Origin of the sequence: Streptomyces sporangiiformans (genome assembly GCF_005768555.2) — a bacterium.
In the GTDB taxonomy this organism is placed as follows: Bacteria; Actinomycetota; Actinomycetes; order Streptomycetales; family Streptomycetaceae; genus Streptomyces; species Streptomyces sporangiiformans.
On record NZ_VCHX02000321.1, the window covers coordinates 13,346 to 28,085 of the forward strand.

11 protein-coding genes are annotated in these 14,740 nt (G+C 71.2%); 2 read left to right on the forward strand and 9 right to left on the reverse strand.

Annotated features, from left to right (window positions below; all coding sequences use genetic code 11):
• Positions 1 to 134: 134 nt before the first annotated feature.
• Positions 135 to 1,880 carry a malto-oligosyltrehalose trehalohydrolase gene (treZ, locus tag FGD71_RS40445; protein WP_119105554.1) on the forward strand — a complete coding sequence of 582 codons (1,746 nt, stop codon included), beginning with the start codon at positions 135 to 137 and terminating at the stop codon, positions 1,878 to 1,880.
• Here the strand turns inward: treZ and FGD71_RS40450 are convergent, their stop codons facing one another.
• The 6 genes from FGD71_RS40450 to cyc2 form a co-directional block, all read right to left on the reverse strand.
• On the reverse strand, positions 1,881 to 2,798 hold the full coding sequence (locus FGD71_RS40450; protein ID WP_119105555.1) for an aminoglycoside phosphotransferase family protein: 918 nt from the start codon (positions 2,796 to 2,798) through the stop codon (positions 1,881 to 1,883). It lies immediately after the preceding gene.
• 45 nt (positions 2,799 to 2,843) lie between these two features.
• Positions 2,844 to 3,974, reverse strand: a complete 1,131-nt coding sequence (locus tag FGD71_RS40455) for an aminopeptidase P family protein (RefSeq protein ID WP_119105556.1) — start codon at positions 3,972 to 3,974, stop codon at positions 2,844 to 2,846.
• Positions 3,975 to 4,101: 127 nt separating this feature from the next.
• Complete coding sequence (locus tag FGD71_RS40460) at positions 4,102 to 4,725, reverse strand: LysE family translocator (RefSeq protein ID WP_119105557.1); 624 nt, start codon at positions 4,723 to 4,725, stop codon at positions 4,102 to 4,104.
• A gap of 60 nt (positions 4,726 to 4,785) precedes the next feature.
• Entirely contained in the window at positions 4,786 to 5,385 is a 600-nt protein-coding gene (locus FGD71_RS40465; protein ID WP_119105558.1) for a PDZ domain-containing protein, read from the reverse strand.
• Positions 5,386 to 5,588: 203 nt separating this feature from the next.
• Positions 5,589 to 7,484, reverse strand: a complete 1,896-nt coding sequence (gene phsA, locus FGD71_RS40470; RefSeq protein ID WP_181359373.1) for an O-aminophenol oxidase PhsA — start codon at positions 7,482 to 7,484, stop codon at positions 5,589 to 5,591.
• 144 nt (positions 7,485 to 7,628) lie between these two features.
• Positions 7,629 to 9,800 carry a germacradienol/geosmin synthase Cyc2 gene (gene cyc2 / locus FGD71_RS40475; protein ID WP_119105565.1) on the reverse strand — a complete coding sequence of 724 codons (2,172 nt, stop codon included), beginning with the start codon at positions 9,798 to 9,800 and terminating at the stop codon, positions 7,629 to 7,631.
• 287 nt (positions 9,801 to 10,087) lie between these two features.
• Here cyc2 and FGD71_RS40480 point away from each other — a divergent pair, with 287 nt between their 5' ends.
• Positions 10,088 to 11,368 (forward strand): endonuclease/exonuclease/phosphatase family protein, encoded by a 1,281-nt coding sequence (locus FGD71_RS40480; protein ID WP_119105559.1) that lies wholly within the window; start codon positions 10,088 to 10,090, stop codon positions 11,366 to 11,368.
• A gap of 109 nt (positions 11,369 to 11,477) precedes the next feature.
• Here the strand turns inward: FGD71_RS40480 and FGD71_RS40485 are convergent, their stop codons facing one another.
• The 3 genes from FGD71_RS40485 to FGD71_RS40495 are packed head-to-tail and all read right to left on the reverse strand — an operon-like array spanning position 11,478 to position 14,656.
• Positions 11,478 to 12,233, reverse strand: a complete 756-nt coding sequence (locus tag FGD71_RS40485; protein WP_119105560.1) for an ABC transporter ATP-binding protein — start codon at positions 12,231 to 12,233, stop codon at positions 11,478 to 11,480.
• Positions 12,234 to 12,242: 9 nt separating this feature from the next.
• A complete protein-coding gene (mdlC, locus tag FGD71_RS40490) occupies positions 12,243 to 13,853 on the reverse strand; it encodes a benzoylformate decarboxylase (RefSeq protein ID WP_119105561.1) in 1,611 nt (536 codons plus the stop codon).
• Positions 13,850 to 14,656, reverse strand: a complete 807-nt coding sequence (locus FGD71_RS40495) for an ABC transporter permease (protein WP_119105562.1) — start codon at positions 14,654 to 14,656, stop codon at positions 13,850 to 13,852. The genes mdlC and FGD71_RS40495 overlap by 4 nt, the downstream gene beginning before the upstream one ends.
• Positions 14,657 to 14,740 lie beyond the last annotated feature (84 nt).

Here is a 14,740-nt window from a genome sequence, read left to right on the forward strand (position 1 = left end):
ACACCTCTGGGGCGGTCGGTCGAACAGGAGCCAGGTTCAGTCCTTCGATCAGGGGGATTCAAGGGCCAATTGATCGTGTTTGACGCACCATGGGACCGGCGAGACCACCGTGAGCAGACGAGGGAGAACCGTTCGTGCAGTTCGAGGTGTGGGCACCACAGGCCGACCGCATGACGCTTCACTGCGCGGGCACCACGCGTGCGCTGGAGCGCGATCCGGACCGCGCGGGGTGGTGGACGGGTGAGGCGGAGGCGGCGGACGGGACGCGCTACGGATTCGCGGTGGACGACGGCCCGGTGCTGCCCGACCCGCGCTCGCGGCGACAGCCCGACGGTCCCGACGGGCTGAGCGCGGTGGTCGACCAGGACCGCTACGCGTGGCGCGCCGAGTGGGCCGGCCGGGGGCTGCCGGGCGCGGTGCTGTACGAGCTGCACGTCGGGACGTACACGCGCGAGGGCACCCTGGACGCGGCCGCCGAGCGTCTCGGGCATCTCGCGGAACTGGGCGTCACGCACGTCGAGTTGATGCCGCTGTGCCCGTTCCCCGGGCGGCACGGCTGGGGGTACGAGGGGGTCTCGCTGTGGGCGGTGCACGAGCCGTACGGCGGACCCGAGGCCCTGAAGCGCTTCGTCGACCGGGCGCATGAGCTGGGGCTCGGTGTCGTCCTGGACGTCGTGCACAATCATTTCGGCCCGTCCGGCAACCATCTGCCCGCGTTCGGGCCCTACTTGACGGACGCGCACCACACGCCCTGGGGCGCTGCCGTCAACCTGGACGCGCCCGGCTCGGACGAGGTGCGCGCGTATCTCCGGGGCAGTGCGCTGGCGTGGCTGCGCGACTACCGGCTCGACGGGCTGCGGCTGGACGCCGTGCACGCGCTGCGCGACACGCGCGCGTGCCACTTCCTGGAGGAGCTGTCGGCCGCCGTGGACGCGCTCTCCGATGATCTGGGCCGGCCGCTCTTCCTCGTCGCCGAGTCGGACCTCGGCGACCCACGGCTGATCACGTCCCGCAAGGAGAACGGGCTCGGTCTGCACGCACAGTGGAACGACGACTTCCACCACGCGCTGCACACCGCCCTGACCGGTGAGGCGCAGGGCTACTACGAGGACTTCGCCCGGGCCCCGCTCGCGGCCCTGGCGAAAACGTTGACGGGCGGTTTCTTCCACGACGGCACGTACTCCAGCTTCCGGGGCCGCCGCCATGGCCGTCCCCTGGACCGTACGCGGGTGTCCGCGCACCGTCTCCTCGGCTACGGGCAGACCCACGACCAGGTCGGCAACCGCGCCCAGGGCGACCGGCTCGCGGCCGCCCTCTCCCCCGGTCTGCTGGCCTGCGCGGCCGCGCTGACGCTCACCGGTCCGTTCACGCCGATGCTGTTCATGGGCGAGGAGTGGGCGGCGGGCACGCCCTGGCAGTTCTTCACCGACCACACGGATCCCGAGCTGGCCGAGGCGGTACGCCGGGGCAGGCGGCGGGAGTTCGCGGCGCACGGCTGGGCCGAGGAAGACATCCCGGATCCGCAGGACCCGGCGACCCGCGACCGCTCCTGCCTCGACTGGTCCGAGCCGGAGAGCGGGCCGCACGCGCGCGTGCTCGCCTGGTACCGCGAGCTCATCGCTCTCCGGCACGCCCAGGCCGACCTCACGGACCCCGACCTGGCGGACGTCAAGGTCGCCTACGACGAGGAGGCCCGCTGGCTCGCGTTCCGGCGGGGCGACGTCAAGGTCGCCGTGAACCTCGGCAAGGAGCCGGCGTCGATCCCTCTCGGCACCGGCCGCGCGCGCGTGCTGGCCGCGTGGGAGCCCGTCGACGTGCCGGGGACGGACGGTCTGCTGAGCCTGCCGGGCGAGTCGTGCGTGGTGCTGACGCAGCCGTGATCAGTGGTCTTCCCGCAGCTCCGTGACCCGTTCCAGCAGGATCGGCTCCCAGGAGCGGTCCAGCTGGGCGTGCAGCAGCGGCAGGGGGCCGGTGTCGCGGCCCTGAAGGCGTTCGGCGAGGCGGATCAGGGCGTCACAGCGGGCCAGCCACAGGCCGCGCAGGCAGGGGCGGGCCCCGTACCCGGCGAGGGTCGCCGCGCGGACGGCCGCGGGGGCGCCGACGGCGAGGGCGAGGCCGGCGATGTCCTCGGCGGGGTCGCCGACCACCGCGTCGGTCCAGCCGAGGACGCCGCGTACGCGTCCGTCGGCACTCACCACGAGGTGCTCGCCCTTGAGGTCGTGGTGGACGAGGACGGCGCCCTGGGGCTGCGCGGCCAGCTGGACGGCGGCCGGTGCGGTGAGCTGATGGAGCCGGTCGGGGTCGAACTCGTCGGCCGCTTCGAGCTGTTCGGCGGCGCGCCCGGCGGTGGTCCGCAGCGCCTCCAGGGACCGGGGCGCGGCGCGGGGCACACCGAGCGCCTCGGCCTGGCGTAGGGGCACCTCGCGCAGTCCGGTGAGCAAACCGGCCAGGTCGGCCTCGCCCACGGCGGAGACGTCGTGCCGCTCGCCGGAGTCGCCGGGGATCAGGGTGTCGAGCGTGTAGGTCCGACCGCTCGCCCACTCGCCGTGCGCGATGCTCACCGGGACGGCGACCCCGAGGTGGGGGCGCACCACGTCCCGCAGGCGCAGCTCGCGCCGCTGGCGTACGGATGCGTCGCGGTCCGGGGCGAGCCGCAGCACATGGCGTGTGCCGACGAACCAGGTGAAGTGCTCGCCGCCCTCACCGGCGGGCCGGATGTCGGATCTTCCGCCGTCCGGGAGGAGGGAGCGGACGAGGCGTCGCACGGTGTCCGCGGTGGGTGTCGCTGCCTGGGTCATGTCGCGCCGTTGCCGTTCGGGGTTCTCGGTCTCGTGGAAGGGCGGTCAGTGGACGACGGCCATATCTCGGGAGGTGTTGTTGAGGCGGCGTCCGCCGTCCTCCGTGACCGTCACGATGTCCTCGATGCGTACTCCGAAGCGGCCCCGCAGATAGATGCCGGGCTCTATGGAGAAACACATCCCGGGCACGAGAGGCTGTTTCTCGCCTTCGACCATGTAGGGCGGTTCGTGGGTGGTGACACCGATGCCGTGTCCCGTGCGGTGGATGAATGCGTCGCCGTACCCGGCCTCGGTGATGTATGCCCGGGCCACCCGGTCGATGTCCTGGCAGGCGATGCCGGGCCGCACCGCGCGGAACGCCGCGTCCTGGGCCTCGCGGACGATGTCGTGCACGCGCTGCGCGGTGACGCCCGGCTCGCCGACGTGCACGGTGCGGGAGGTGTCGGAGCCGTAGCCGTGCTTCAGGCCGCCGAAGTCGAGGACGACCATGTCGCCGTGCTCGATGACGCGCTCGCCCGCCTCGTGGTGCGGATCGGCGCCGTTGGGGCCCGAGCCGACGACCGTGAAGTCCACCTGGGAGTGGTCGAACTGCCGCAGCAGTTCGGCGAGATCGCGGGCGACGTCCGTCTCGCGGCGGCCCGCGAAGGGAACGTTCAGGATCTCCTCGTACGCCGCGTCCGCGGCCGCGCCGGCAGCCGCCAGTCGCTCCAGTTCCGCGGCGTCCTTGACGGCGCGCAGCATCGGCAGACCCTCGGTGAGCGAGACGTACGAGGTTCCGGGCAGCTCCCTCTGCAGGCCCAGCAGGTGCATGGCCCAGGTGTTGTCGCTCACCGCGAAGCGGCCGGAGGCGTCGAGGAGCGGGCCCGTCGTCGCGTACGGGTCCGTGCCGTCGGTCCAGTCGCGCAGCGTCAGCGCGTGCGCGCCCGTGGCCTTCGCGGCGTCCGGGGCCTCCAGGGCGGGCACGACGAGCACGGGTTCCGGGTCCTGTCCGGCGGCGAGCACCAGCAGCGTGAGCCGTTCGGTGTCCGCGGGCGGCGCGTAGCCGGTGAGCCATATCAGGTCCGGCCCCGGCGCGACCAGTACCCCGGCGAGTCCCGCGTCGGCGGCCGCCCGCGCGGCGCGCCGCATCCGGGCCCTGTAGTCGTCGGCGGTGAAGGGCACGGGCGTGGCGGTCATCCGGGCCTCCGAAGGTCAGAAAGGGCTACGGTCAGCATCCTGCCCGGACAGCGGGGGCGGCGCGAGCCGGTCAACGCTACTTTCCGCAAGGCGCCGGGTGCTCGCGGGGACGCGCCCGGGGTGGACATCAGCTCTCCATGGCGAGGCGTGCGCCCAGGAGCAGCAGCACGCCTCCGGAGACCTGTTCCAGCCTGCGTCGCAGACCGGACCGGGACAATACCGACTTCAACCGGCCGACGAACCAGACGTACATGCCGTAGTAGCCGACTTCGTAGACCGCCCAGAGCGCGGCGAGCCCCACCATGGTGGGCAGATGCGGCGCCCCCTCGGGCACGAACTGCGGGAGGAAGGACATCGCGAAGATCGCCGCCTTGGGGTTGGCGAGATTGAGCAGCAGCCCGCCCCGGTAGGAGGCCCAGCCGCTCTTCTCGTCGGCTTCCCGTCCGGGGCCGTCCGCGGCGTCCTTGGCGTGCCGCGCCTGCCACAGCGTCTGCACACCGAAGACGACGAGCACTACGGCGCCGACGATGCGCATCACGTCATACGCGATCTCCGAAGCGGCCAGCAGCGCGCTCAGGCCGAAGGCCGCGACGACTCCCCAGACGAAGACACCGGTCTCGTTGCCCAGCACCGTCAGGAATCCGGAGCGTTTGCTGCGCAGCGACTCCTTGATGATCAGGACGGTGCTCGGTCCCGGAGAGGCCGCGATCAGCGTGCAGGCGCCGAGGAAAGCGAGAAGGGTGCTCAGCATGGGCCCATCGTGCCCCGGCGGAGGGAGCACGGCCATCCCTTTTCCCGATGCGGAGGGTCGTCATGTGATGACGCCGGGTGTCGCCGACAGCCGCTGGTGGCGGCCGCTCGTGTGGCGCACCGTGAGGGTGACGGCCACGCCGGGGCGTGTGGCGGCGACCGCTCTCGCCAGGTCGGCGGCCGAGTCGATGCGGGTCCCGCCCCAGGTGAGCAGAATGTCGCCGCGGACCAGGCCCGCGGAGTGCCCCGGCCCGGGGACATGGACGCCCACCAGGAGCGCGCCCGGGCCGGTGGCGTCGACGGCCTCCACGCCCAGGGTCGGCCGGCGCTGGGGCGGAGCGGAGATTCCGGCGCCGGTGGCCGGATTGGAGCGGCTGGGCTCCGGTGACACGGCCGCATGCCGGGGTGCGCCGCCGGGAGCCCCCGCCCGCTGGTGGAGATCGGCCAGTTTGCCCGTTCCGATCACCGTGGCACCGACGGCGCCGAGACCGACCCCCGAGAGCACGAGAACCGTCCCGGCGAACAGGCCGAAGAGCAGGGTCATCAGCCGTCTCCCGCGCCGCCGGGCGGCGTGCGGGCGACGGCCCGCAGCGGGCTTGCGGTCGCCACCGCCGGGTTCCTGACCCGGCATGGGCTTGGGACGCAACACTGTCTGTTCCATGGATCGCCTCCGGCCAGAGCCCTACCCTGTGCACCGGTGAACGACGATTCACGGAAGGGTGATGCGGTTCATACCTGTTCGAGCGGTATGCCCACCGCTTCCCGCTCGAACGGAACGCGGCTCGCTCCCGCACCCCGTCGTGCGGGTGCGGGAGCGATCCACGGTGGGCCGCACCGGAGGGCGCGGCGGCCGGAAGCCGGGACTCAGCCGGTTCGGCCGCCGTGGCCGCCGTGGTCGCCGTGGCCGCCGTGCGACCCCCCGTGGTCGAATTTCAGGGCTTCCTCCGGCACGACGACGAAGGGCCGCATCATGCCCATGTCCTCGTGCTCCAGCAGATGGCAGTGGTACATGAACCGCCCGTACGCCCCGTCGAACCTGCCCATCACGCGCAGTATCTCGCCGCCGGGCACCCGGAACACGTCCTTGTAGCCACGCTCGTTGGGCGCGAGCGGCAGCTCGGTGTCGGGGTCGAACGCGATCGGCGCGCGCGTGCCGCCGATCTCGGGGTCGAAGCCCGACACGTCGTACGCGTCGCGGCCCAGCAGCTGGAAGTCGGCGAGGTGGATGTGCATCGGGTGGACGATCGGGAACAGGTTGAGGAAGCTCCACTGCTCGTGGCTGCCCTCGGCGATGGTGAAGCCGAGCCCGTCGTTGAACGTCCTGGCCGTACGCCGGTACGTCTTGGTCCGACCGTCCTCGCCGGTCAGCTGGATGACGCCCTCGGTGGGGACCTGGATGTCGCCCGGGTCCTCGACCTCGGCCATCTCCCAGATCTCCGGATGACCGCCGCCGCCCTTGGTGGACGGCGGGGTGAGCACGATCAGCCGGTGGCCGTGCTCCATGTCGTGCGTCAGCCGGCGGAAGGATCCGGAGAGCACCTCGGGCAGCTCGAAGCTGTCGTGGGCACCGCACTGGCGCACCCGGAACTCCATGACGGCCGGATACCGCACGTCGTTCACCGGGTCGGGCACGCCGGGCGCCTGACCGCGGCCCTTGTTGACGAGGCGCAGCTTCTTCCCGGCCTGTCCCCGGAAGTCGACGAGAAGATCGAACCGCTCGGCCGGGGCCGCGGTCAGCGTGGGCATCGACTCGTCGAAGTCGATCGGCACGGGGCGTGGCAGCAGCCCGCCGTCACTGCCGATCTGATGCATGACGCCCGGCACCGGGTTGTTGTCCTCGTCGACCAGGACCAGGTCGAATATGCGCGCGTTCGACGCGTTGACCAAGCGGAAGCGGTACCAGGCGTCGTCCACGTCCGCGTAGGGCCAGATACGGCCGTTGACCGTGGTGTACGGGCCCTGGAACGGGATCGAGACCGGCTTGCCCGTCTCCGGGTTCTTGTCCTGGACGATCACGGTCTTGTGCAGCAGGCGTCCGTTGAGCCGGCCGTCCTCGTCCGTGTCCAGGTTCCGGTCGGCGAGCAGCAGCGGGATCTCCCGCTCCCCCGAAGGGAGATGAAGCGCGTCCTCCTCGTCGTCACGGACGAGGTACGTGCCGTACAGGCCCGCGTACACGTTCCAGCGCGTGATGTTCATGGCGTGGTCGTGGTACCACCACTGCACCGCCTGGTGGTCGTTCGGGTACTCGGAGAGCTGGGCGTCCCCGAACCCCACGGCGTTGTCCGCCCAGCCGTCGTTGCCGCCGCCGGTCTGCGCGCCGTGCAGATGGGTCACCGACCAGGCGGGCAGCGCGGCGACGTCCTTGTTGGGCTCCACACCCCCGCGGCCCGGGTCGGTGGTGGCGGGCGGCGTGCCCTGCGGCCGCCTCGGCACCTCGACGGCCGTGACCGGGTACTCGCTCTCCTTGGGAATGCGGTTCGTCCAGGCGATCCGGACCCGCTGCCCCCGGCGGACCTCGATGGTCGGGCCCGGCACTGATCCGCCGTAGCCCCACATCAGGGTCGGCGGCAGCTGCGGGTGCAGCCGCACCCAGGTCGGCCGCAGCGCGATCTCGGTCTCCTGGAGTACGTCACCCGAGTCAGGCCGCAGCACCGGCGGCACCGTCAACGGGCTGACGTACGGATCCAGTTCGCCCGGTGCCTTGGGCTCGCCCCCCTCGGTCGTGAACTCCTTTGCGATCCTCTCAATGATGTCGGTCAAGGTTCGAGCACCCCCGTGTTCCGCGATCTGTTCCCTTACATCAGAGGACTCCCGGCACCTCACCGAAGTTCCCTGAACATCCCATTCCGAACGCGAATTTTTGGAAACCGGATATGGAACGTGCAGGTCCTTTTGAACCGTGGATCAGGAACTGGCCCAACTCCTGGCGACGGACAGGCCGGGGAGCTGCCCCGGTACGAAGCCGTGAGTACGTCGGGCCAGGTCAGCGGCTCCGTAGCGACGGCATTCGCGGTGCCAGTGCAGGATTCCGGCCATCCAGTTCTGCAACTCGGCCACATAACCCCGCATGATTTCGCGGGCGTCGTCCGAGAGTTTGAAATCCTCGTACAGGACAGGGAATTCATGGGCGGCGACATGCTCGAACTGCCGCATGCGCTGGGTCATCAGGTCGTGGATGACGCCGAGCGCGGTCGGATAGTCGCAGCCGAAGAAGTTCTGCACGACCAGGATGGCGTTGTGGATCTCGCCCTCGTACTCGATCTCCTTCTGGTACGAGAAGACGTCGTTGAGGAGCACCGCGAAGTCGACCGCGGCGTTCTCCAACGACCGCACAGGCCCGCTGCGGTAGATCTCGGGCGGCACCGCGGGGCCGTGACCCAGGCGGCACAGGCTCATGGTGAGGTCGGAGCCGAAGGTGGCGCGGCGCATCTCCAAGTAGTCGACCGGGTCGGGGATGCGGTGCTGCGCCTGGTTGGACAGCTCCCACAGCCAACTCTCGGTCATCACCTCCACCGCGGCCCGCAGGGTGCGGCGCGCGTCCGGTGTCATCGCCGCCGTCGTGCGCTCCCACAGGTCGGCGAGAGCTCGCTCCATGGCGTTGGCGGGGAGCGGGATCTCCTCGCCGTCGACGGGCATGCAGGCGGAGAGCCGCTCGGTGCACAGCTTCGCCGCGGCCAGATCACGGCGGTGCCCGAAGACCAAGGGGTAGTAGTCGTCGCCGTACGTCCCCCAGGCGAGCCAGTGTGCGCTGAGGTCCAGGGCCTGTGGGGTGCCGTCCGGATCGAGGCCCGCCGAACACAACGGGAGGTCGTAGGCGGCCAGTTTGTCCTCGTCCCAGACGCCCTCCGCCAGGATGCCCATCCGGTGGGCCCACGGGGTGATGCGCTGCCGGGCCCCGTCCAGACCCGCGTTCAGCCGGACCTGGAACGGCATGCGGATGTCGGGGATCCGGGAGGGCCCCACCTTCTGGAAGGGCACGTGGCTGTACGCGCGCAGGCGCTCCGCGCCGGCGGCGGCGAGGAGTGCCCCGACGTCCGCGGCGGAGGCGCCGGGGCCGGTGAGCCGGCTCAGCGGAGAGGTGTCACGCGCCCCTTCGTTCATGTAGCGGCTCGACCTCGTGTGCCACTCGTGGCCGCCCGACTGCCAGTCCTGCAGGCCCCGGGTGTACGCGGCGATCGACGCGACCTCGTCCGGTGTGAGGCCCTTCTCCAGCGCCAGCGCGGGCACTTCCGTGAGCGCCGTGTGCTCGAACTGGTGCAGCCGCGAGGTGAGGATGTCGTTGACGGTGTCCGCGGCCTGCTGGGTCGTACAGCCGAAGAAGGTCTCCAGGACGAGCACTCCGTTGCTGAGCTCCCCCTCGTCCTCTACCTCCCGCTGGTACGAGAAGAGGTCGTTGCGCAGGTGCACGGCGTCGGAGAAGGTCTCCATCAGCACGCGCAGCGGCCGGGAGCCCGCCACGGACTCGGGGACCTCGGCGGTGGCGTACTCGATGAGTCCCGCGGACCAGGGGGCGCCGCCCACCTTGCGGCGCATCTCGATGTACTCGACGGGGTTGGCGATCCGCCCCTCGTTGATGTTGGACAGCTCCCACATCGACTCGTTGAGCAGATGCTCGGTGGATTCGGCGAACCGCGTGCGCCACCCCTGGGACATCGAGGGGACCGTGCGCGCCCACAGATCGGCGAGCCCCGCCTCGACGGGGTTCTCCGGCTTCGGGACGGGAGCGGAGAGGTCGAGCGGCATGAAGAGCGGCAGGCGCTCCAGGTAGGCCTTGCCGCCCTCACGGTCCTGGCTGCGCTTGAACGTCTCCAGGAAGTGGTCGTCGAAGAAGAACACCCACACATACCAGTCGGTGATGAGCGAGAGCGCGGGCCCGTCGCACTCCGGGTGCGTGTACGCGCACAACAGCCCGTAGTCGTGCGCGTCGAGGTCGGCCCGCTCCCAGATGCCGGAGCCCTCCAGCATCCCCATCCCCCGCGCCCACTCGACGGAGTGGGCGCGTGCCTCGTCGAGATGCGGGTTCAGCCGCGCGGGGTACGGCATGTAGAAGTGTGGCAGTTCGAACGGCTGCGTCATGGCCATGGCCAGGCCCTACCCGTGGTCTCCGGCGGGCACCCGTACAGCGGCACATGATCGCCCCATCGCGTGAACCGGCGTGTGGGGGGCGGGGGTTCAGGGAAAGGCGGCTCGGCGTCGTTGGTGTCCGTACACCGGGGTGTCGGCGGTTCGACAGCCCCGATTCACCGCCCGCTTCACCGTCGGCGGCGAGTCCACGGAACCCTCTTGGAACCTCTTGTGGTAGCCGCGTCTACGCGCAGAGACTACGGGAGTTCACGTGTTTCCCCTCCTCCTCCGGAGCCCTGATGAACCACCCCAGACCGCAACGTCCACCGTTCTCGCGCCGAGGCGCGCTCGCCGGTCTCGCCGGTCTCGCCGGAGCGGCGCTGGCCGGCACGACGGCGTTCAGTGCGACCGCGTACGGAGCCTCCGCGAGCACATCGCGGCGCGCCGTCCGTTTCGCCACCTTCAACGCCTCGCTGAACCGCGGCACCCAGGGCGCGCTCGTGACGGACCTGTCCACGCCGGACAACCAGCAGGCGCGCAACGTCGCCGAGACCATCCAGCGCGTCAGACCGGACGTCCTCCTGATCAACGAGTTCGACTACGACGAGAACGGCGCCGCGGTCCGCCTGTTCCTGCGCAACTACCTCGCCGTCGGCCAGAGCGGGGCGAAGCCGATCCGCTTCCCGTACCACTTCACCGCTCCCGTGAACACGGGCGTGGCCTCCGGAGTGGACCTCGACGGCAGGAACGGCGCCGTCACCACGCCGGGCTCCGACGCATACGGGCAGGACGCGTTCGGGTACGGCTGGTTCCCGGGGCAGTACGGCATGGTCGTCCTCTCCAAGTACCCGATCGACGTCCACGCGGCCCGTACCTTCCAGCACTTCCTGTGGAAGGACATGCCGGGCAACGTCATGCCGGCGGGGTACTACAGCGCGGAGGCCGAGGCGATACTCCGGCTCTCCTCCAAGAGCCACTGGGACCTGCCGGTCCGCCTCGGCCCGGGCCCGTCCTCCACCGTGCACTTCCTCGTCTCGCATCCCACCCCGCCCACCTTCGACGGCCCGGAGGACCGCAACGGCCGGCGCAACCACGACGAGATCCGCCTCTGGGCCGACTACGTCGGCGGCCGTCGCCGCGGTGCGTACCTGTACGACGACAAGGGCGTACGCGGCGGTCTGCGCCCCGGGGCGCGGTTCGTGATCGCGGGCGACCTGAACGCCGACCCGTACGACGGCGACAGCTACGACCACGCCGTACGCCAACTCCTCGACCACCAGGCGGTCAACCTGCCCGCCACGCCCCCGGCCGCCGCCGGCGGTGTCGAGGCGGCCCGCCTCCAGGGCGGCGCCAACGCCTCCCACAGCGGCAACCCCGCCTACGACACCTCCGACTTCAACGACACCGCTCCCGGCAACCTGCGTGTCGACCACGTGATTCCGTCCCGTGGGCTCGTCCCTGTGGCGAACGGGATCTTCTGGCCGACGTCCGATGATCCGCTGTACCGCCTCGTAGGCAACGGCACGACTGTTCCGACGTCGGATCACCGGTTGGTCTGGCAGGACGTGCGCCTGGGCTGAGGCCGGACTGGCTTCGCCCCCTGGACCCCGGCGGGTGTCTCGGCTGCGGATCGGTTGTGGCTGGTCGCGCCCACGCGGCGGAGCCGCATATGTCACAGCCCCGCGCCCCTTACGGGGCGGAGCCCCGCACCGCCCGCCCCACCTCCGCCCGCAACCCCACGAACTCCGGCAGCCCTCGCGTACCGATCTGCTCCCGCTTCCCCGGAAGGACCACCGGCAGATCGAGCACGACCCGCGACCCGGGCCCCGCCGAGAGAACAACGACCCGGTCCCCCACATAAACGCTTTCGTCGATGTCATGGGTCACGAACACGATCGTCGTCCCCTCCGCCCGATGCACCTCGAGCAGCAGATCCTCAAGGTCCTCCCGGGTCTGCGCGTCGAGCGAGCCGAAAGGCTCGTCCATGAGGAGCAGCGAGGGCCGGCACACCAACGCCCGTGCGATGGCGACCCGTTGCTGCATACCCCCTGACAACTGCCAGGGATGACGGCGCCCGGCGCCGTCGAGACCGACCCGTTCCAGCATCCGTTCGGCCTCGTCGCGCCGTTCGGCCCGCCCCATGCCCCGCCGGCGCAACGGCAGCGCGACGTTCTCGCGGACGGACAGCCAGGGAAAGAGCGAGCGCCCGTAGTCCTGGAAGACGACCGCGAGCCGTTCGGGCACCCCGGCGACCGGTTCCCCGTCGATGCTGATCGCACCCTCACGCACGGGCAGCAGGCCCGCGACGGTCCGCAGCAGGGTCGACTTGCCGCACCCGGACGGCCCGACCACGCACAGGAGTTGACCGTCGGGCACGGTGAGGCTGATGTCGTCGAGGACCAGGTGTTCGCCGTAGCGCTGGCCGAGCGAGTCGAGGCGGAGCATGCGGATCGGTCACCTGTCCCGGGAGTGAGGCGCGTCCTCGGTGCCGGTGACGCGGACGTGGAGGAGAAAGGGCCCGTCGCCGTCACCGTGGGCCAGCGCGCGGTCGAGGGCGGCGGGGAGTTCGGCGGGCTGTTCGACATGGGCCGCGGGGCACCCGAAGCCGGCGGCGAGCGCGGCGAAGTCGACGTCCCCGATGTCCGTGCCGGGCACGGGCGCGATGTCGATACGGCGGCCGAGGGCTCGTACGGCGGCGTACCCGCCGTTGTCGAGGAGGACGTACGTGACCGGCACCCGGTGGCGCGCGGCGGTCCACAGGGCCTGTACGGAGTAGAGGGCCGAGCCGTCGCCGACCACGCACACCACCCGCCGCCGGTCGGCGAGCGCGCGTCCTACGGCCAGCGGGAGGCCCCACCCCAGCGCCCCGCTGCCGGTGGTGAGGAAACCGCCCTCCCGATCGATCCGCACGCGTGCGTGGAGCGCCTCGCGATGGCTGGGCGCCTCCTCGACGAGGACGCGGTCGCGGGGCATCCGCTCCTGGAGCAGGTCCAGAACCAGCTCCGGCGTGATGCCGTCGAGAGCGGACGGATGAGTGGGAGTGGGTGGCCGGCGGATGGGCGGCGGTTCGCGGTCCGACTGCTCCACCAGCGCCGCGAGTTTCCCGAGGGCCGGCTTCAGCGTCGTGACGATGCTCGTCCCTGTGGGCAGCCACGCCGCCTGCTGCGGGTCGCAGTCGAGGTGGAAGAGTTCGGTGCGGGCGGGCAGCGGCGGGCTCTGCGTGTGGAAGTGGTACGTGAACAGGGGCGCCCCCAGGGCGACCACCAGGTCGTACGGCTCCAGGCAGGCCATCAGCCGGTCGGCGGCCGGTGGCAGGAAGCCCTGGAAGAGAGGATGGGATTCGGGGAAGCCGGAGCGGCCGGACATCGGGCTGATCCAGACCGCCGCGAGGGTGCGTTCGGCGAGGGTCCGGACCTCGCCGAACGCGTTCTCGTCGTCGACTCCGGGCCCGATGACCAGCGCGGGCCGTTCGCGGGCGTCGAGGCGCGCGGCCAGGGCGGACAGCGCGCCCGCGTCGGCGGTGAACGCGCCGTGCACGGCGCGTGGCTCGACGGGCGGAGCCGGCTGGTCCCAGTCGTCCTCGGGGATCGAGACGAAGACGGGACCGCGCGGGTGGGACATGGCGATGCGGTGCGCCTCGGCGAGCACTGCGGGCACATCTGCCGCACGATCCGGCTGGCGGCTGTACTTCACGTACGGGCGCGGGAATTGAGCCGGTTCGTCGGCCCCGAGGAACGGGCGCAGCTGGATCAGCGAGCGCGACTGCTGGCCGGCCATGACGACGAGGGGCACCCGGTCGCGGTAGGCGTTGAAGACCGCGCCCAGAGCGTGTCCGACGCCGCCCGCCGAGTGGAGGCTGACCAGTGCCGCGCGCTCGGTGCCGAGCGCGTGTCCCGCGGCCATGGCGACCGCGACGGACTCCTGCAGTCCCAGGACGTAGGTGAAGTCGTCGGGCCAGTCGCGGAACATCCGCAGCTCCGTGGAGCCCGGGTTGCCGAAGAGCGTGGTCATGCCGGTGTCGCGGCACAGCTGGATGACCGCGTCCAGAACCGTTCCCGTCGTCATACGGGCCTCCCTCTGCCGAGCAGCCGCTTCTCGACCGCCAGCAGGCCGGTGTTGAGCAGATGTCCGAGCGCGCCGAGCAGGAGCAGGGCCGCCCATACGGTGAGCAGGTCGGAGCGCGTCTGGGCGTCGGTGAGGGTGAAGCCGATGCCGTTGGCCGTGCCCGGCAGCAGCTCCGAGAAGACCATGAGGATGAGGGACAGCGAAAGGCTGAGGCGCAGGCCCGCGAAGACGCGCGGCAGCGCGGACGGCAGGAGCAGCAGCCACAGCCTTTCGGGCGCGGTCAGCCGTAGCACGGCGGCGACTTCGAGCCGCAGTGGATCGGTGTTGCGCGCTCCCTCGGCCGTGTTGATGAGTACGGGCCATACGGCGCTGAAGACGATCGACGCGAGCTGCATCGGCGTACCGAAGTCGAAGACCACGACGAAGACGGGCACAAGAGCCGGGGGCGGGATCGCCCGCGCGAACTGCAGCACCGGGTTGCAGAGCGCGTACGTCCGGCGCGAGCGGCCGAGTGCGATCCCGAGCGCGATGCCGGTGACTGCGGCGATCGCGAATCCGGCGGCCATCCGGGCGAGGCTGGGCAGGATGTTGTCCACGGCGTCGGCGGTGAGGAAGGCGTGCGTGACCGGTCCTGAGAACCACAGGTCGTAGGCGTGTTGGGCGATGTCGGCCGGGGGTGGGAAGTAGACGCTGCCGTGTGCGCGGGCGATGACCTGCCACGCGGCGACAGCGGTCGCGAGCACGGCCCAGCGCAGCAGGGCGCCGCGGGGCGCTGCCTCTGATACGCGGTCGGCCCGGCTCACCGGTTTTCGCCCCCGCCGCCCCTACCCGTCCCATCCCGTTCCTGGGGGCTGCGCCCCCAGACCCCCGCTATCGGCCTTGCGGCC

Excerpts from the sequence above, each read along its gene's own strand:
- FGD71_RS40465 (WP_119105558.1), bottom strand. The coding sequence starts at position 5,385 with ATGGAACAGACAGTGTTGCGTCCCAAGCCCATGCCGGGTCAGGAACCC.
- mdlC (WP_119105561.1), bottom strand. The coding sequence starts at position 13,853 with ATGACGACGGGAACGGTTCTGGACGCGGTCATCCAGCTGTGCCGCGAC.
- FGD71_RS40485 (WP_119105560.1), bottom strand. The coding sequence starts at position 12,233 with ATGCTCCGCCTCGACTCGCTCGGCCAGCGCTACGGCGAACACCTGGTC.
- FGD71_RS40455 (WP_119105556.1), bottom strand. The coding sequence starts at position 3,974 with ATGACCGCCACGCCCGTGCCCTTCACCGCCGACGACTACAGGGCCCGG.
- FGD71_RS40480 (WP_119105559.1), top strand. The coding sequence starts at position 10,088 with ATGAACCACCCCAGACCGCAACGTCCACCGTTCTCGCGCCGAGGCGCG.
- cyc2 (WP_119105565.1), bottom strand. The coding sequence starts at position 9,800 with ATGACGCAGCCGTTCGAACTGCCACACTTCTACATGCCGTACCCCGCG.
- FGD71_RS40460 (WP_119105557.1), bottom strand. The coding sequence starts at position 4,725 with ATGCTGAGCACCCTTCTCGCTTTCCTCGGCGCCTGCACGCTGATCGCG.
- FGD71_RS40450 (WP_119105555.1), bottom strand. The coding sequence starts at position 2,798 with ATGACCCAGGCAGCGACACCCACCGCGGACACCGTGCGACGCCTCGTC.